We start from the raw sequence: 16,723 nt of genomic DNA on the forward strand, positions 1-16,723 counted from the left end.
AGTTCAAGTGGCTGTATTTCAAGATCCATCAGGACGCGCGCCCTCACTGGCGAACTTGACCCTGCGCGGGATCGGGGTTCTCGTCGTAGTGACGGTTGCCGGCTATCTTCTGGCGGGCAACGCGACCGGAAAATATGAAGACAACACGACAGTGACGATCACCACCGACGCGGTTGGTGACGGGTTGAAGGGCGGATCGGAGGTGAAGTATCGGGGCTTCACGGTGGGCAAGGTGTCCTCGGTGTCGGGGCGCGACCAAAGTGTAAATGTGAAAATCGAGCTCACCGGAGTGAACGACGACATCCGGTTGCGTCAGGGCATGGCCGTGAATTACACGTCCGCCAGCGCGCTGGGGCCGACGGCACTGGAGATTGTGGACCCCGGGCGGGGAGTCCTCATCCGTGATGGCGGCAGCGTCTATGTGAGCAAGCTGCAGTCCGAACACACTTCGGTATCGACCCTGATTCGAAAACTCTCGAAGCTGGTCGATGCTCTCGATCAGCCGGCGTTCAATTCTGTGGTGAAGTTTGTCGTCGATGATTCCCAAACGTTTGCCGATGCCGGCCAGCTCATGTTCCAGATCGCGCAGCTCACTCGGGACGTTCAACAGCGGCCAGTGGGCCAGGATTTGGCGATCGCGGCAGACCTGTCCCAGGGCGTTGCCGACTTCATGACGCCGTTCGTTCCGGGCATCCTCATAAACGTCGACGTCGCTGACTTCTTCGCCACCGACGAGGCCATCAAACAGGCCACAGGCAACCTCAACAGCACCGGCGAGGTTCTGTTCGGGGGACTGGGAGGACTGTTGAGCGAAAACTACCCGGCGTTGAGTTCGGTACTGGACGTCGGCCTCGATCTGGCGAGGCCGGTCGCCAGATCGGCATCGGGACTCGCGCAGACCATTTACACCATCCCGCAGATCCTGGACAGCATCGACAACGCCACGCCGCAAGTCGGCGAGCGAGTACAACTTCAGGTCGCCCTGGTAGTGCAGACGTCACCTGCGCTGCAGAGCGCGCTTGCAGCAGGAGGACCAAGAAGATGAAGCTCAAGTCGTTAATTCCCACCATCGTCAAGATCGTCGCGTTCGCCGCAGTCATCGGCGTTCTCACCTACGTGATCATCGCCATCCTCGAACCCAGCTCGGACGGAGCGAGTTCTGAACGGTCTGCGGTCTTCTCCGATGCATCTGGGCTCAAGCCTCGCGACGGTGTGCGTTTGGCGGGAGTAAAGGTCGGATATGTGACGGCGATCGGCCTGAAAGGGCCCACCGCGGTCGTTCATTTCCAACTGAACAACGACGTCGCGATCACGTCGAGCACTACCGCCGCCGTGCGTTATCAGAATCTTCTCGGACAGCGATATGTCGAATTGATCGGTGCGGCACAGGGAAAGACACAGGGGGCGGCGCTTACACAGGTGGCGCTCGACAAGACCGTTCCCTCATTTGATGTGTCCACCTTGTTCAACGGGTTCAAGCCGGTGTTCGACACGCTTAACGCCGACGAGATCAATGAACTGCAGTCCAACTTGTTGCGCGTTGCTCAAGGTGATGGGAGGGGTATATCGCCTGTTCTGGAGCAGGTCGCCAACATCACCGCCTACGGGGACCAGCGGTCTGAGATCATCACGAATATTGTGACGAGCCTCGGCCAGGTCTCCGACCAACTCGAAGGCCGCTCGGCGCAGCTGGTCGAACTCGTCGACCAGCTGGGATCGATCGTCGACGCCTTCAGCCGCGTGAGTGACCGGTTGCGGGAGTCGCTAGGCGAGGTCAACCGGTCCATGGAGAAAACTGTCATCGCCGGGGAGCAACTTGAGTCAACTTACGACCAGAGTTTCGCGACGATCTATCAGCGTCTGGCGCGAGAACCCGGGGAGTTGGAGGGGCTACTGAATGGCGCGGTACTGCTCAAGCCCCTTATGGACTCGCTGAACGCTTCGACGAATTCCACGCCGACTGAGGCACGATGTTCGAAAGGCCTTCTGCCCCTGCCGGATACAGCTACGATTGCGCTTATGGGGCAACGATTGGTGGTGTGTAAGTGAGGTTGTTCAGTCGAAATCGACCGCATCACCAGTCCGAACGCAGACGCGACCTCATCGTCGCCGCTGTGGTGGTGGTGACCGTGGTGGTCGGTCTGGTAATCGCCGGGACCGTGTATATCGCACCGCCCGGCCAAAAGGTGTACTCGGCGCAACTGGTCAACACCGGAGGGCTGGAGTCGGGTGATCAGGTGCGTATAGCGGGGATAAGACAGGGAACGGTGTCGTCGGTGGACCTCGCGGGAACGTTTATCACAGTCGAATTTCGACTCGACGACTCAGTGCCAGTCCGTTCGGATGCCACCGCAGCGGTTCGCCTGATCACGCCGATCGGCGGGCGAGTTCTGGATCTGGACCCAGGGTCAGGACCGACCTCGCTGTCGGGGGCGATCCCCCTTGTTCAGACATCGAGTACTTACGACATTTCGGACACGCTCGAGACGACGACGCCGGTGTTCCGCGATGTAAAGGGCGTCGATCTCCGTCAGACTGCGTCGCTGCTGCAGAATGCGTTCTCCGACGGCAACACAAACATTCCCGACGCACTGAGGAACACCAGCAGTTTGATGGAACTCTTAGAGCGACAGTACGGTCAGCTCGACAAAGCGGTCGCTCTATCCGATGAATACGTCAACGCTTTCGCCGATCAAAAACAGGTGCTGGTCGACTTTCTCCGTCAACTCAGCTTCCTTGCCAGTACGCTGGGACCTGATATCGAGAACGTCCGCGGCGGGTTCGACCTTCTCAGTCGTCTGTTCAAACTTCTCACGAGGCCGCTCGTGGCTTACAGCGATGGAATCGAACCGTCTGTCCAACAATACAAGACGCTCCTCGACAAGGTGTCGTCAGAGCTGCCAGGCTACTCCGATGCCCTGGCCCAGGTTGATCAGATCACTCAGCGCCTCGGCGTCCTCCTCCAGGCGCCGGTCGGTGCGTCGACTACCACAGAACCAGAGGTTCGTGTGTGCATTCCGAGTGGTGACGACAAATGTTGACTACATGGATCCGAAGACTGTTGCTCCTGATCGCCGTGGTGGTTGTGGTGGTCGCTAGTGTGGAAATAGGGGGGAGGGTGTCCGACGACACGCGCTCCCTGTGTGCCGAGTTCACCGACGCATCGGGCCTCTTCGAAGGCAACACAGTAGCCATGCTCGGCAAGAAGATAGGCAGCGTCGTCGGGGTGCACCAGAATAGTGATCAGTCCGGTGTAAGGATCGAAATGCGGATCGACAAGAGCGTTCCGCTGCCCGCCGACGTCGGCGCGACTCTGGTGTCGACATCCATCGTGACCGAACGTCAAATCGAGTTCACCAAGCCGTACTCTGATGGAGCCCGATACGAGACGGATCAGTGCATTCCGTTGAGTAAGACGAGAACCCCGCTGGGAATCAGTCAGACGCTCGACTCGATCAGCAACTTGTCCGAGGACCTGGTCAAGGACAACGGCAGGAACACCGACGCGATCTTGCAGTCCCTCGAGCTCGTCTCCCGCAATCTAGAAGGAACGCAGGGTGACGTGGCCGGGATCATCAAGGACTCAGCCACGCTCATCAACGACCCGGCAAAGCGGGATATGCAGATTCGCAGCATCGTCGGGAACCTCGCCGCACTGACGGGGGTGGCAACCGAGAACGACAAAGAGGTGACCGCCCTCTTCGACAACTTCGTAGGTGCCATCGAGGTCATCATCGCGTTCGGCCAGACCTTCGGCGCGGCAGTCGAGTACGCGGGGACGTTCGTTCCGATCCTCTCGAGGTTCGCAACAGATTTCGGTCCCCCGATATTCGCGATCGGTGATGCTGCCGTTCCGCTCATCGCCGACATGGGAGAGCAGCCGGACATGGTGGTAGCGATCGCAGCCCGCACGGCAGACCTCATCGTGAAACACCCCGATGCCAAGTCAATTGTGCAGGCGTTCGCAGTGTCGCTGCCTTTGCGAAGCCTGGTCGGTGGCTGCGCCGCGCCGGTGGCAAACGGAGTCTGCGGGTCCAGCGATGTATCGAGGACGATCGCAGGGATGATGGGGGGAGGGGCCTGATGATCTCGGTAAATCGCGCATGCCTCGGACCCATGGTGGTCGCACTGATGGCAACGATAGTTTTCGTGACATCGTGTGGGATCAACGCCGACAATCCGCCGACGATAGCGACCTCCGACGCGGACGGTTACGACATCCAGATGGAGTTCACCAGCGCACTCAACTTGCCGGCCCTCGCAAAAGTTCTCTCGGGGGGAATCAGCGTCGGGTTCGTCGAAGATGTCACGTACGAGAACGGGCATGCGGTCGTGAAAGCTCGCATCGACAACACGACTCAGCTGCCGGGCGAATCGCGGGCTGAGCTACGTCAGGACACTCTCCTTGGTGAGATCTACGTTGCCATCCTTCCCCCAGCCGAGCCGTCGACGGGTGCCTTGCTGCGGTCGGGTTCGGTGATCCCGTTGGCACGGACCGAGCCGGCAGCAAATGTCGAGGACGTCATGCGCGGGATGTCGAATGTTCTCGGCGGCGGTGAGCTCGACAAGATCCACACCGCGATCTCGACATTGAACACCACGTTCCCCAAGGACTTGCAGCAATTCGACGCCCTGTATCAGACAACGCTGGAGACCGTCTCGGAGGTCTCCTCGAATACCGACAAACTCGACGTAGTGTTGAGGTCGGCTGATCAGACTCTGAAAGTGATCTTGGACGATCCGTCGGGAATCGACCGGATGCTGACCAAGGGCGGACGCAACTTTTCTGGCCTCGGCTACTCCCTGATCGAGGTCGCGTTACTCATCGCCAACTTGCGTGATTTCGCTGTGTCCGCGGGCAGGATCGTGGATCCGGAGTACTTACGGATCAAGGAGTCAGTGGCCGGGATCGCCCCGGTGATCGATTCGATCGCCAACTCCGACATCTACTCGAAGTCCGTCACGGAGCAGGCAACGAGCGTCATCCGCGACAAACTCATTCCATTCGTGCGGTCGCCCGACATCAACCTCTCGGACATCTCCATCGATGGTCGGGACCTAGCGCGGCGTGACGCCGAATCCTTCATAACCGTGTTGAGATCAATCGGAATGATGCCGTGAACCGCAGCAGCACGCTCATATCGATACTGGCTCTCGCCGTCGTGTTCGTCGTAGGGCTCGGCTACCTCGTCGTCGGCGTGGCACACATCAACCCCACCCGCTCCGAGTACTCGTTAACCGCCATCATCGACAGCTCAGGCGGTCTGCTGGACACATCGCCGGTGATGGTGCGGGGGGTACCCGTCGGAAAGGTGTCCTCGATCAACGTCGCGGATTCGGCAATTAAGGTCGAGATGACGATCGATTCCGACCACAAGATCCCCCAGGACAGCGAGATGTCTATCCAGAATCTGTCGCTCGCGGGGGAACAGTACATCAACTTCGTGCCCGCGGGCACGGCAACCGGTGGGTACTTCGATAACGGAGACGTGGTGCCCGCGGACGCGGTGCACGTGTCGCAATCGGTTCCCCAGGTGTTGCCAAAGTTGGCTGCAGTGGCAGATGGGCTCGACCCGGAATCGATCGAGTCCATCAACAAGACCGTCGCCGAGGCCGTCGCCGGACGGCAGGACGACCTCGACACGATCGGCGACATGATGCACCGTGTAGTCGATTTCGTCGGCAAAGATGGGTCCGTCCGGGTGACCGCGGACAACGCCGAGTTCCTGCTCGGCCTCTTGTCCAATGCCGGGGACGTCCTCACTACGGCATCTGTACGCACCCCTGACGCCGTGAACGGGCTGGCGCGGATTCAACGGGCGTTCATCAGGTTCACAACCACCTCGTACGACAAGTGGCCTCCCGTGTTGAAGCTTGTGGAAAAGCTCAACGGCTATATTCAGATCCTGCAGCCGGATCTGCTGACGATCACCCGGGCGGTGAAACCGGCGACCGAGAAAGTTGCCGACACATACGTCGACTTCGGGTCGATCGGCGACCTCCTCGGCCGAACTTTCCCGGCGTCGCGACCAGGTCGCGCCGAGGTCCCCGTCACCGTGTCGCCGCCACTACGGTGACGCCCCGTCCGCAAGCGACTGTCACCGTAAGTACACAGAAGGTCCCACATGACAAATGACGACCGAACGAAACCGCACCCCGAGCCCACTGAGGTCGAGGACAGCGCGGCAGCAGCGACGCCGGATGGCGATCTACTGATGGACGAAAACGCCCCAGCCGCGTCCGCCGTAGCCACGGCTGGGGCTGGAGACAGCGACGTCGAACCCCCCTCGCCAGGTGGGCACCGCTGGTCAGCATCGCCGCGATCACGTGCCGTGGTGGTTTCGGCCGTGATCGTGGTGCTCGCTGTGCTGGCCGGCGTGTTCGCCTACCTCTACCTCGAGGCCGACGAAGCGAAGTCGGTATTGGAAAACGACGCCGCGCAACGGGCCGCCGCGGCGAAGGCCGCCTCGGATTACACGACCAGATCCCTGACCTACAGCTACCAGAACACCGACGCCTTTTTCGCGGCAGTCAAAGAGGACGCGGGTGAGGCTCTAGTCAAGCGGTATGACGAGGTTCGGCCGACGCTGACCCAGATTATCCAGCAGGCCCAGGTGCAGGCGTCGGGACGCGTTCTGGCCACCAGCGTCACCGGTGACACCGGTGACACCGACGAAGAATACACGGTGATGGTCTTCGCGAGCCAGAAGACGCAGAACGTGCAGAATCCACAACCGAGTGAACTGCCGACATTGTTGAAGGTGGTCGTGACGAAAACCGCCCAGGGCTGGCAAATTCAGGACTATGGCCCAGCTGAATGAGGCGGCGGCTCCGCAGAAGGAGTTCCACGAAGAGCAAGATGCAGGACGGTACTCATTCTTCGACGCGGTCGCAGATGTCGGAGATGTCGGCGGGGTCGACGCCGGTGAGGAGTTGGGTGATCTCTTCGGGTTGCGGGTGCCACTCGATCGGGTCAGTTTGCGAGTGGTCGAACACCGACATAATCGGGAATGTCGGGATTTTGCAGGCCTCCTCGCCGTGCCGACGGTCAAAGACACAGCGATGGTCACCACGGCGCTGAAGATGGCGTTGTGACGACGAGATCACGGTGGACGCCGCGTCGGCTCAGGGCTCATCCATCACAGCGGTGCCGGCAGTCAGGGCGGATTCAACCTGTCGTCGCAACACAGTGCCGTGAAGCCGAGCGTATCTGCTCTGCAAGCACTTCCGCTGGGGTTCGCCACCCATGTGTTTTGCGCGGGCGGTTGTTGAGTGCATCCGTCACGGCCTGAACGTCACTTCGACGGTATCGAGCGAGATCGGTTCCCTTCGGAAAGTATTGTCGCAGCAATGCATTGGTGTTTTCGTTCGGTCCTCGCGGCCAGGGGCTGTACGGGTCGCAGAAGTACACACGGATCCCGGTTTCTGCGGTCAACTCCGCATGACGTGCAAGCTCCGCCGCGGTCCCAGGTCACCGATCTGCGCAGGTGCTCCGGCAGCGGTGTCATCGCAGCCTGGAGTGCATCGCGGACCGACTCCGATCCGTAACCGGACAACGCCGGCCCGTTCTTCACCGGGGGCGCATCCCCGTACCCATCCTTACGTGGCAGATGCAGCAACGTGGTGAATCTGCTGGTGCGTTCGACAAGCGTACCCACTGCGGACCTGCCCAGCCCGATGATCAGACCTCACCGTTTTCGTCGCGGATCACGCCCGAGAGCACTTCCTGCACGTACTCTCGAAGAGGTTCGTGTTCAACGAGTTTGGCTACCTTGGGTCGCCTTGCCGCAAGATCGGCTTTCCATTGCGCCACTGATGTGCGGTACTCGAGCTTGCCGTCGCGGGTGGCAGCGTTGCGAGGGGATTGCGGCATCGATCCGCTGTGTCGGGATGCGTACGACAATGCGTTGGCCGAGAGCACAATTGGGTTGTTCAAGACCGAGGCAGTATCGAAGAGAAGCCCGTTCCTGAACGGCCCGCTCAAGACCATCGACGATGTCGAGTTCGCCACGATGGGATGGGTCGACTGGTTCAACCAACGCCGCCTCCCACAGCACCCTCGACTACCTCACACCAGACGAATTCGAGAAGGCCTACCGCAGTCAAGAATCGGCTGTCTGGTGGCGTTGCTTCACCCGCCTGGGCGCTATCGGACTGGATGCTGGGGAACGCCCAGGGCGCAAAGCGGGTCGGTCAACCCTGATGTTCACTCTCTGCTATCGACTCAACTTCCTCGAGCGTGGTGGGGATGTGGTACGGCGGTCTGCTCGTGCCCGAGATGCGATAGCGGTCCCAGAAATCAGGGTCGCCCACGACGCACTCGGCGCGTCCCTCTGGTGTCGCAAAGACGGCAACCGTGCGCCTTCCCGAGAGGGCGGCGTGGAGCGCATCATTCTTGTCGATCCTGCCGTACCAGGTGTACAAGCCGTTGAGGGGCTGGAAATAGCCTTTGATCTTCACCCCGACAGCAATCTCCTTGCCACGGCACACCAAGGTGCCCTCGCCGGAGTAGTCGAGATCGTGGTCGTCAGACACGCAAGGCTCACTTTCTTCACATCGAACATTGACAAAAGAACGCATTGGCGCTGACACTATCAGTATCCGGTACCCGGAGTACGGGTGAAGTCGAGACTCAGCTCGGCCCGGAACGCAACGGAGGTGTCACATGACCGTTCAAAATGTGGAGACCAAGCCCGACGTCTCAACGGAAGGCGCTGCGCGTGTCAGCGCCCGCAAGCCCGTCGACATGCAGAGATCTGCCGGCCGACTGCTGCGGGCGGCGGCCGAAAAATTCTATGACGCGGAGATCGACATCGATTGGGACTCACCCTGGGAGGAAGGAAAGTACTACCTGCCAGAGCATCGGGTCTCGCTCTACGGCACCAAGCTGTGGGAGAGAATGAGCGATGAGCAAAAGGCGGAACTCGGGCGCCACGAAATCGTCAGCATCCTCAGCTTCGGTATCTACGCGGAGAATCTGCTCAGCTCGGCGCTGCTCCGAACATCCGCCAAAGGCGCCCTGACAGATCAAAGGTCCCTCTACGCCCTTAACGAGATCGGCGACGAGGCACGTCACTCGACGATGTTCGCCCGACTGATCAACAAGACGGGCCTGGCACCGTACAAGTTGCCGAAGGGGTTCTTGAGCATCGCGAAGATCTTGCACTTTGTGCCTCTCGGCCCGTCCGTGTCCGGCGCGACTCTGCTCATCGAGGAGATCCTCGACCGCGCTCAGCGCGAGGCGATGAATGACCCGAAAATGCAGCCGCAGCTGCGCCAGCTCATGAAGATCCACGTTCTCGAAGAGGCCCGTCACATCACGTTCGCGCGGCTGGAAATGGTGGAAGGGATGCAGCGTCGCGGACGCATCTCGCGCGCCTGGCATAGAGGCACGTTGGCGGCCATTGCGAACTTTGCATACCCGTTGCTCATCAATCCGAAGGTATATCCCGATGTCGGAATCAGCCGTCTGCGCGGCCTGTGGGCGCAGCAGACGAGCCCGAACTATCGCGTCAACTTGCAGTTCATGTCCGAGCCGATGATCCGATTCTTCCACGAGGCCGGAATGATGGAGGGGAAGTTCACGATGGCGATGTGGCGCGCAACGCGCAGCCTGCCCGACGATCTGCGCTAACACGCCCGGCCCGGTCCGCGCGTCCCACAGCCCATTCCTCGACCCCACCACCGGATTCCTCGGTTCGTGGGCTTGGGCGGATGACATTCCCACACCTGCCACGCGTCACGGCGCGCCGTGCGGGTCCGTTTTCTGCATTCGATCAGGAGATTTTCACAATGCCGTCCTCCAACGCCAAGTCCGCCGCCACGGCGACAGACCCGGGAATAACCGAGCCCATCACTACCAAAGTTCTCATCATCGGCAGCGGCTTCTCTGGCCTCGGTATGGCCGTCCAGCTCCGACGACGCGGGTACAGTGATTTCATCGTTCTAGAAAAGGCCGACTCCGTCGGTGGGACGTGGCGCGACAACACCTATCCGGGATGCGCGTGCGACGTACCGTCACTGATGTACTCCTACTCGTTCGAGAGTCGCGGTAGCTGGTCGAAGGTGTGGTCCTCGCAGCCCGAAATCGAGCAGTACCTGAAAGATATCTCCAACAAGCGTGGTGTCACTCAGAAGATCCACTTCGGGCAGAAGTTGGTCTCCGGATACTGGAGCGAGTCCGAATCTCGGTGGCACCTGCGTACCGAGTCGGGCCGGGAGTACGTCGCGCAGTACATCGTGTCCGGTGTCGGCGCTCTGCACATCCCGAATTTTCCGAATATCCCCGGAATCGACGAGTTCGCCGGCCAGGCGTTCCATTCGGCACAGTGGGACCACACGGTGGATCTCCAGGGCAAGCGGGTGGCCGTCATTGGCACCGGTGCCAGCGCGATTCAGTTCGTGCCGTTCGTGCAGAAGGACGCCGGCACACTCACGGTCTTCCAGCGAACCCCGGCTTGGGTACTTCCACGCAAGAACTTCGCGGTGCCGCCGGTACTTCGGACGCTGCTCAGCAAGATCCCCATTACTCGCCGCCTCGCTCGGTGGTCGGTCTACTGGGGCGCAGAGAGCCTGGCCTTCGGGCTTAACGGCCACTCCAACCTTATGCGACCGATCGAAAAGGTGGCGAAATGGAACATCGAGCGTTCTATCACCGACCCCGAGCTCCGCCGGAAGCTGATGCCGTCCTACCGCATCGGATGCAAGCGCATCCTGGGATCGAACGACTACTACCCTGCGCTCGCCGCCCCCAACACGACAGTGATCAGCGATCGGATCGAAAAGATCACTGCCGATTCGATCGTCACCCCTGACGGCGTGTCACACCCTGTGGATGTGATCATTTACGCCACAGGGTTCCATGTCACGGACGGGTTCGATCAACTCGCGCTCAAGGGCGCTCGGGGCGAGGACTTGCCGTCGCACTGGCACCGGACGGGCATCAATACCCACCTCGGCATCACCACCGAGGGCTTCCCGAACCTGTTCTTCCTGCTCGGACCTAACACGGGTCTTGGGCACAACTCTGTCGTGTTCATGATCGAGCAGCAGATCAAGTACATCATGAAGGCCATCGACGCCGTCGACAGTCGAGGTGCGGAGCGTGTTGATGTGCGGGCCGAGGTTCAAGAACACTTCAACAAGAGCATCCAACACAAGCTCGCCAAGGGCGTGTGGACCAACGGCGGATGTACGAGTTGGTATCTGGACTCGCAAGGTGTCAACCGTACGGTATGGCCCGGGTTCACCTGGCAGTACTGGCGAGCGACGAAAGACTTCGATCCCGCCGAGTACGAGATCGCCTGACAATCCAACCGTAGGTCATCGAGAAGTGAGTATCCGACAGTGAGTAGTTCGACAGCAGGCAATTACGCGACCCAGGTCGCAGTCGTCACGGGAGCCGCCTCAGGGATCGGTCGGTCCCTTGCCCTCCAACTGGCCGAACGCGGGGCCAGCCTTGCCTTGTCCGACGTCGACGAAGTGCATCTCGAGGAGACGGCGGACATGTGCCGTACCGCGCATCGTGCGACCGTGGAGACCGCGGTGTTGGACGTGGCAGATCGTGCTGCGTTCCAGGTTTACGCAGAGAGCGTGCAGTCGTCTTTCGGGCGCGTCAACATGGTGTTCAACAATGCCGGCGTCGCCCTCGGCGCCGACGTTGTTGACATGTCCTGGGAGGATTTCGACTGGCTGATGGGCATCAACTTCGGTGGTGTCGTCAACGGGACCAAGGCGTTCCTGCCTTATCTGATCGCCTCTGGTGATGGTCATCTGGTAAACACCTCCAGCGTCTTCGGTCTGGTCGGGATCCCCAGTCAAAGCGCTTACAACGCCGCGAAGTTCGGTGTGCGTGGCTTCACCGAAGCGCTTCGGCAAGAGATGAAAATCAGTCGGCATCCGGTCACGGTGACATGCGTTCACCCCGGCGGCGTCAAGACTAATATCGTCAACAACGCTCGTGGTGTATCCGATATGGGGGCAGATACCGCCACCATTGCCTCGATGTTCAACAACATCGCCAGGACCACTCCGGAGAAAGCTGCGTGCGCCATCCTCAAGGGAATGGACAAGAAGAAGCCCCGAGTGCTGATCGGCGCAGACGCACGTGGCTTCGACTTTGTCGCACGCGTTGTCGGTCCGCGCTACCAGGACATCTCTGCGCCTGTCACACGCGCGGGCTACGCCTTGGCTCGTAAGCGGGGGATCATCAAATGACCCTCGAACAGGAGAATCGGCCGGGCACCACCGCGCGATCGCGAACGCTGACCGTGTCGGAGGTCGTGCAGGAGACCAAGGACTCCGTGAGCATCGCCTTCGAAGTGCCTGACGAGATCGTCGACGATTTCAAGCATCTACCCGGGCAGTTCATTACGTTGAAGATCCCGTCCGACCAGACGGGCCACGTCGCACGATGCTACTCGCTGAGCAGTTCGCCTCATGTCGATGACTTCCGCCTCGAGATCGGGGTGAAGCGCACCGCTGGGGGGTATGCGTCGAACTGGTTGTGTGACAACGTTTCCATCGGCATGGAGGTGACCGTCCTCACGCCATCGGGAAAGTTTACCGCTAAGAGCCTCGACGTCGACTTGCTCTTCTTCGCTGGCGGAAGCGGCATCACTCCGGTTCTGTCGCTGGTGAAGTCGGCTCTGGTGTCGGGCAGTGGGGAAGTTGTCCTGTTCTACGCAAACCGTGACTCCGATTCGATCATGTACGAGTGCCAGCTTGAGCAGATTAGATCTGAATTCGCCGAGCGGTTCACTTTGGTTGACTGGCTTGAGTCGGAGAACGGGATTCCCACATCAGAGGCTGTAGAAAAGATTATTCGTGAACACAAGGGATCGGCAATTTTCACCTGCGGGCCTTCCCCTTTCATGGATCTTGTGGAAAGCTCTGCCGCCGCATGCGGAGTGGATCATTCGGATGTACATCGAGAGGTATTCCAGTCGCTGACGGGTGACCCGTTCGACACCGCAACACTGCGTCGACTCAGTGACGACGAGGGTGTAGCTACGGCCACGGTTTACCTGAACGGAGAGTGCATCACCACGGAGTGGCCACGTAACACGCCTCTGCTCGATGTGCTGCTCTCGCGAGGGCACAATGCCCCGTACTCGTGCCGAGAGGGCGCATGCAGCGCGTGTGTGTGCAAGCTCATCGATGGCGATGTCGAGATGGTGCAGAACAACATCCTCGTAGACGACGACATTGAGGACGGCGAGCGACTCGCGTGCCAGGCACTTCCGCTCACCGACGCTGTGACGGTGAGTTTCGATGACCTCTGACTCCTCGAAAGCTGGCCTATTGTCGCGGCGGTCGCGGGAGGTTCTCTCCAGTGACGGCACGAGGCTGTTTGTCGAGGAGTACGGGCTCGGTGATGATGCGCCGCTGCTGGTGTTCAGCCACGGGTGGGCTTGCCAAGGTCGGTTCTGGAGACCTCAGATCGAGCACTTCGCCACCACACACCGTGTGGTGGTGTATGACCAACGAGGGCATGGCTGGAGCGACCGGGGTCGCGCGCCCTTCTCTTCGTCGGTGCTCGGCGACGATCTCGAGGCTGTCTTGCGCGCTGTCGTCACGTCTAATCGTAAGGCATTGGTGACCGGTCACAGTATGGGCGGGATGTCCATCATGGGTTGGGCTGCCGAGCACCCGGAGTCGGTGCCCGTCTTATCCCGCGGTGCCGTCTTGGCGAGTACCGGCCCCTCGCAGTTGGTGAGTAAATCGACGCTAATTGGGTCGCCACGTCGATTCCGCGCCTCACTGGAGCGGGCCTTCGCAGCCGGGCTCGCCACCGCGGGACCGGAGATGCTTGACACTCGCTTCAACCGACGGTTGGTGAAATACGGGACGATGGGTCCACACGCGCCAGCAGACGTTGTGGCTGAGTGTTCCGACATAGTACTGCGGTGCCCCCCTGCGGTTCGGGGAATGTGGGGCAGGGTCCTGGCCACCATCGATGTGAGCAAAGGAATCGACTCACTTACGGTTCCGACGACAGTGATCGTGGGCTCGGCCGACAAGTTGACACCCGCGGTTCATTCCATTGATCTCGCCGACCGACTGCAGCAGCGCCGCCGGTTGCATGAGTTCGTGGCGTTGCCACAGATCGGTCACATGATCAACATGGAGGCGCCAACCTATTTTAACGAAGCAGCGGCCCGATTGGACGCAGCCACGGTAGGCGATGGCTTTTGAACCGTCGACCGGACACACATGAGCTCGTGAGACGGCCACGATCGTCGACAGGCCGCGCGTGTCCGAGTTGGGAGGGGTCCATCGAGGCGTACAGCATCGATGGCATCGCCACGGTGATCTTTTTTCGTCGATGGTGCGCAGCACCTCGGCGGATAAAACTTCGGCAGCACCATCATCGGGCCGTCTTTCGTCAGGGTCGGTACGAAGAACGCAGCCCCGCAACAGCGGGGTGCACAACGAGAATTTGGGGTACCCGGCCATTCTCACTCCGGAGAGTTGAATCTGCGTCATCGTGAACAATGCCGAAGCCTGCCGATGGCTCCCTTCGGCTTTCCGGTCGTGCCGCCGGTGTATGTGATCGACACGGTGCGATCCGGCGGACGATCGGCTGCTTGAGGGAGGGTGCCGAACCGCTGCGAGCGAACCGAGTGGTTTCAGCGAACGGCTCTCCAGCCCGACTCGCTTGAGAGGACCCTTCCGGGTATTGTTAACCCCACAATGTCATTCGTCCGCCGCGTTTCATTTACTCCATCTCAGGTGCAGCGTCGAGCGGCCGATGCCCGTAGCACCCGCTGGGATGAGCATAGAGTCGAGGTACGCGCGCAGCTGGTCGACGCGACCATACGGATCATCGAACGGTATGGTGCAGGCGTCAGCATGGACGACATCGCTGCGGAGGCCCGTGTATCTAAACCAAAGCTGTACCGCTACTTTGGCGACAAAGCGGGCTTGAACGCGGCGGTGGCGGCGAAACTCGGTGCGTTGATGTGGGATTCGGCGAAAGTCACTATTCTCGCCGACCAAGATTATCTTTCGGTTGACGATATGGTTCGCTCGTCCGTCCAGAGCTACGTCACGATCGTCGGGCGGTATCCCACGGTCGTCAGATTCCTTATGGCGAATCACTTGTTTCAGTACTCCGGATCGGGAAATGGCGGAGTTGCTGACGAACTGAGGTCGGTGATGGAGGTCGTCGCCGATCGGTTCACTGAAAGTCTTCAGCGTGTTCACGCAGATACCTCGGTCATTCCCATGGCCGTGGCGTCCATTCTGGGTTCTGGTCTATCTGCGACTCAGTGGTGGATCGACAACGGTCGTGAGCAAGGGGTGGACGATACGTTCTTCGTCGCACACCTATCAGAGACGACGTGGGGAATCATCGACGGCGCGGCCGCAACCGTAGGCGTGGCCTTCTCACGCAGTCTGCCATTCAGCCATCCCGGTTTCGCCTCCCGCCACAAAATAGACTGAATCACCCTAGATATCCCAGAAGTGTAACTGGTCAAGCTGCGTCGGGTTGTTGCGCGGTGCGGTGTGCCCAAGCGGTGTGTTCGTCGTATTCGGTGCAGTGGCGTACGCACCCGTGCAGGAGCCCGACAAGTCTGTTGGCGAGTGCGCGGAGCGCTTGGGTCTCCGGTAGCACGGTGTTGGTCGTAGAACGCGCGAGCGGCCGGACTCTGGCTGAGGGCGCAGAACGCCCACCGGTCGATGGCATCGTAGAGCCGCCGGTTGCGGATATGTCGAGCCAGTACGGCCCGCTTCTTGCCCGACGCAACTGTCAGGGGTGACGTACCGGAGTAATTCTTGCGAGACTTGGCGTTGGTGTAGCGGTCGACGTCGTCGCTGAATTCACCGAGCCACGGGCGGCGAGGATGACACCGATTCCTGGCGGGGAGAGGTAGATGGCGGCGTTGCGTGTCCGCGTCCGGGTGTGTTTCAAAATGGCGGGTCAGTTCGGCTTCGAGGTCGCCGATCTGACGGTTCAACTCCGCGATCAGCGCCAAGAGTGCGCCGAAATCCTCGCGGCAGATCACTTCTCTCTTTAAGCTATGTCGGCTTGGTCGATCCTTTAGTGCAGTTGAATTCTGACATAGTGCAGTTTGTTCTTTTGAAACTGACAGCGGTGCAGGCCGAGCGCGCGAAGACGCGACAGACTCGGCACAATTTTTTTCACGACAGAGAGGTCCGACCATGAAGAGAATTCCGGACGAGGTCAGCGGGTCGGCCGGCCCCGCTGTCGAGAACTGGGCGCGCTCGTTCTGGAGCACGAGTTTCGATTCGCCTGATCTGCCGCCCCACCACCCCGACTGTCTTGGTTGTGGGCCGGAGAATCCGCACGGCCACGCCCTGTCGGTCCAGCGTGACGAGAACGGCGTGGTGGCTCACCACGTGTTCGATCAACGTCATGTCGGGGCACCCGGGATAGCACACGGCGGCGCGGTGGCGACCGTTCTCGACGATCTGTTCGGCTTCCTGCTCTACACAGTGGGTGAGCTCGCCGTGACGCGGCGTCTCGAGCTCGACTACCTAGCGCCGGTTCTGCTCGGCACTCCCTACGTGTTGCGTGCTGCCGTTCGGTCTCGTGATGGGCGCAAACTGGATCTCACGGCCACGATGGACGATGCGCAGGGCAGCTCCGTAGCCACCGCTACTGCCCTGTTCGTGGTGGTCGAGGTCGAACACTTCATGCAGTCCCAAGCCCGAGCCCAACTCCGGGCCACAGACACGAATCACACCGAACAATAGA

Annotated in this window: 16 protein-coding genes and 3 pseudogenes; 16 read left to right on the forward strand and 3 right to left on the reverse strand. The window is 60.4% G+C overall.

The features are described from left to right. The first annotated feature begins 7 nt into the window (after window positions 1–7). Genes CH249_RS09090 through CH249_RS27840 form a run of 8 tightly spaced genes read left to right on the forward strand, consistent with a single transcriptional unit; the run spans window position 8 to window position 7,095 of the window. On the forward strand, window positions 8–1,045 hold the full coding sequence (locus CH249_RS09090; protein ID WP_032370846.1) for an MlaD family protein: 1,038 nt from the start codon (window positions 8–10) through the stop codon (window positions 1,043–1,045). Next, window positions 1,042–2,049 (forward strand): MlaD family protein, encoded by a 1,008-nt coding sequence (locus CH249_RS09095; RefSeq protein WP_032370847.1) that lies wholly within the window; start codon window positions 1,042–1,044, stop codon window positions 2,047–2,049. The genes CH249_RS09090 and CH249_RS09095 overlap by 4 nt, the downstream gene beginning before the upstream one ends. Next, on the forward strand, window positions 2,046–3,041 hold the full coding sequence (locus CH249_RS09100) for an MlaD family protein (protein WP_032370848.1): 996 nt from the start codon (window positions 2,046–2,048) through the stop codon (window positions 3,039–3,041). Before CH249_RS09095 ends, CH249_RS09100 begins: the two co-directional genes overlap by 4 nt. Further along, complete coding sequence (locus CH249_RS09105) at window positions 3,035–4,084, forward strand: MlaD family protein (RefSeq protein WP_032370849.1); 1,050 nt, start codon at window positions 3,035–3,037, stop codon at window positions 4,082–4,084. The genes CH249_RS09100 and CH249_RS09105 overlap by 7 nt, the downstream gene beginning before the upstream one ends. Then, window positions 4,084–5,121, forward strand: coding sequence for an MlaD family protein (locus CH249_RS09110; RefSeq protein ID WP_032370850.1), 1,038 nt, complete (start codon window positions 4,084–4,086; stop codon window positions 5,119–5,121). Before CH249_RS09105 ends, CH249_RS09110 begins: the two co-directional genes overlap by 1 nt. Beyond that, window positions 5,118–6,077, forward strand: coding sequence for an MlaD family protein (locus tag CH249_RS09115; protein WP_230593002.1), 960 nt, complete (start codon window positions 5,118–5,120; stop codon window positions 6,075–6,077). The genes CH249_RS09110 and CH249_RS09115 overlap by 4 nt, the downstream gene beginning before the upstream one ends. A 48-nt stretch (window positions 6,078–6,125) precedes the next feature. Continuing rightward, a complete protein-coding gene (locus tag CH249_RS09120; RefSeq protein WP_032370851.1) occupies window positions 6,126–6,821 on the forward strand; it encodes a hypothetical protein in 696 nt (231 codons plus the stop codon). After that, window positions 6,805–7,095, forward strand: coding sequence for a hypothetical protein (locus CH249_RS27840; protein WP_032370852.1), 291 nt, complete (start codon window positions 6,805–6,807; stop codon window positions 7,093–7,095). Before CH249_RS09120 ends, CH249_RS27840 begins: the two co-directional genes overlap by 17 nt. 73 nt (window positions 7,096–7,168) lie before the next feature. Here the strand turns inward: CH249_RS27840 and CH249_RS09130 are convergent. Then, window positions 7,169–7,858, reverse strand: a pseudogene (locus tag CH249_RS09130) (IS30 family transposase); the annotation flags it as partial. Between the two features lie 31 nt (window positions 7,859–7,889). On the opposite strand from CH249_RS09130, the pseudogene CH249_RS28335 reads away from it, so the two are divergent. Further along, window positions 7,890–8,097 (forward strand): annotated as a pseudogene (locus CH249_RS28335) (integrase core domain-containing protein); the annotation flags it as partial. A 96-nt stretch (window positions 8,098–8,193) separates the two neighbouring features. Here the strand turns inward: CH249_RS28335 and CH249_RS09140 are convergent. Next, window positions 8,194–8,535: a DUF4873 domain-containing protein gene (locus tag CH249_RS09140; protein WP_027498244.1), complete on the reverse strand. Its 342-nt coding sequence runs from the start codon at window positions 8,533–8,535 to the stop codon at window positions 8,194–8,196. Between the two features lie 130 nt (window positions 8,536–8,665). On the opposite strand from CH249_RS09140, the gene CH249_RS09145 reads away from it, so the two are divergent. From CH249_RS09145 to CH249_RS09170, 6 genes are all read left to right on the forward strand, one after another. Continuing rightward, entirely contained in the window at window positions 8,666–9,634 is a 969-nt protein-coding gene (locus tag CH249_RS09145; RefSeq protein ID WP_027498243.1) for a diiron oxygenase, read from the forward strand. Between the two features lie 158 nt (window positions 9,635–9,792). Next, the gene (locus tag CH249_RS09150; RefSeq protein WP_032370853.1) at window positions 9,793–11,307 is read left to right on the forward strand and encodes an NAD(P)/FAD-dependent oxidoreductase; all 1,515 of its coding nucleotides are present in this window, start codon (window positions 9,793–9,795) and stop codon (window positions 11,305–11,307) included. Between the two features lie 39 nt (window positions 11,308–11,346). Beyond that, complete coding sequence (locus CH249_RS09155) at window positions 11,347–12,216, forward strand: SDR family oxidoreductase (RefSeq protein ID WP_027498241.1); 870 nt, start codon at window positions 11,347–11,349, stop codon at window positions 12,214–12,216. Beyond that, the gene (locus tag CH249_RS09160) at window positions 12,213–13,283 is read left to right on the forward strand and encodes a ferredoxin--NADP reductase (RefSeq protein WP_032370854.1); all 1,071 of its coding nucleotides are present in this window, start codon (window positions 12,213–12,215) and stop codon (window positions 13,281–13,283) included. Before CH249_RS09155 ends, CH249_RS09160 begins: the two co-directional genes overlap by 4 nt. Then, the gene (locus CH249_RS09165) at window positions 13,273–14,196 is read left to right on the forward strand and encodes an alpha/beta fold hydrolase (RefSeq protein WP_032370855.1); all 924 of its coding nucleotides are present in this window, start codon (window positions 13,273–13,275) and stop codon (window positions 14,194–14,196) included. Before CH249_RS09160 ends, CH249_RS09165 begins: the two co-directional genes overlap by 11 nt. 498 nt (window positions 14,197–14,694) lie before the next feature. Further along, window positions 14,695–15,447 (forward strand): TetR/AcrR family transcriptional regulator, encoded by a 753-nt coding sequence (locus tag CH249_RS09170; RefSeq protein WP_094643797.1) that lies wholly within the window; start codon window positions 14,695–14,697, stop codon window positions 15,445–15,447. A 31-nt stretch (window positions 15,448–15,478) separates the two neighbouring features. On the opposite strand, the pseudogene CH249_RS09175 reads toward CH249_RS09170, so the two are convergent. Then, a pseudogene (locus CH249_RS09175) lies at window positions 15,479–15,986 on the reverse strand (transposase); the annotation flags it as partial. Between the two features lie 181 nt (window positions 15,987–16,167). On the opposite strand from CH249_RS09175, the gene CH249_RS09180 reads away from it, so the two are divergent. After that, on the forward strand, window positions 16,168–16,722 hold the full coding sequence (locus CH249_RS09180) for a PaaI family thioesterase (protein ID WP_024793411.1): 555 nt from the start codon (window positions 16,168–16,170) through the stop codon (window positions 16,720–16,722). The last annotated feature ends 1 nt before the right edge of the window (window position 16,723 follow it).

Source organism: Rhodococcus sp. 05-2255-3B1, from assembly GCF_002258545.1.
Classification (GTDB): Bacteria; Actinomycetota; Actinomycetes; order Mycobacteriales; family Mycobacteriaceae; genus Rhodococcoides.

Coding starts and splice junctions, on each gene's coding strand:
- CH249_RS09095 (WP_032370847.1), top strand. CDS start 1,042: ATGAAGCTCAAGTCGTTAATTCCCACCATCGTCAAGATCGTCGCGTTC.
- CH249_RS09105 (WP_032370849.1), top strand. CDS start 3,035: ATGTTGACTACATGGATCCGAAGACTGTTGCTCCTGATCGCCGTGGTG.
- CH249_RS09110 (WP_032370850.1), top strand. CDS start 4,084: ATGATCTCGGTAAATCGCGCATGCCTCGGACCCATGGTGGTCGCACTG.
- CH249_RS09120 (WP_032370851.1), top strand. CDS start 6,126: ATGACAAATGACGACCGAACGAAACCGCACCCCGAGCCCACTGAGGTC.
- CH249_RS27840 (WP_032370852.1), top strand. CDS start 6,805: ATGGCCCAGCTGAATGAGGCGGCGGCTCCGCAGAAGGAGTTCCACGAA.
- CH249_RS09145 (WP_027498243.1), top strand. CDS start 8,666: ATGACCGTTCAAAATGTGGAGACCAAGCCCGACGTCTCAACGGAAGGC.
- CH249_RS09150 (WP_032370853.1), top strand. CDS start 9,793: ATGCCGTCCTCCAACGCCAAGTCCGCCGCCACGGCGACAGACCCGGGA.
- CH249_RS09160 (WP_032370854.1), top strand. CDS start 12,213: ATGACCCTCGAACAGGAGAATCGGCCGGGCACCACCGCGCGATCGCGA.
- CH249_RS09165 (WP_032370855.1), top strand. CDS start 13,273: ATGACCTCTGACTCCTCGAAAGCTGGCCTATTGTCGCGGCGGTCGCGG.
- CH249_RS09170 (WP_094643797.1), top strand. CDS start 14,695: ATGTCATTCGTCCGCCGCGTTTCATTTACTCCATCTCAGGTGCAGCGT.
- CH249_RS09180 (WP_024793411.1), top strand. CDS start 16,168: ATGAAGAGAATTCCGGACGAGGTCAGCGGGTCGGCCGGCCCCGCTGTC.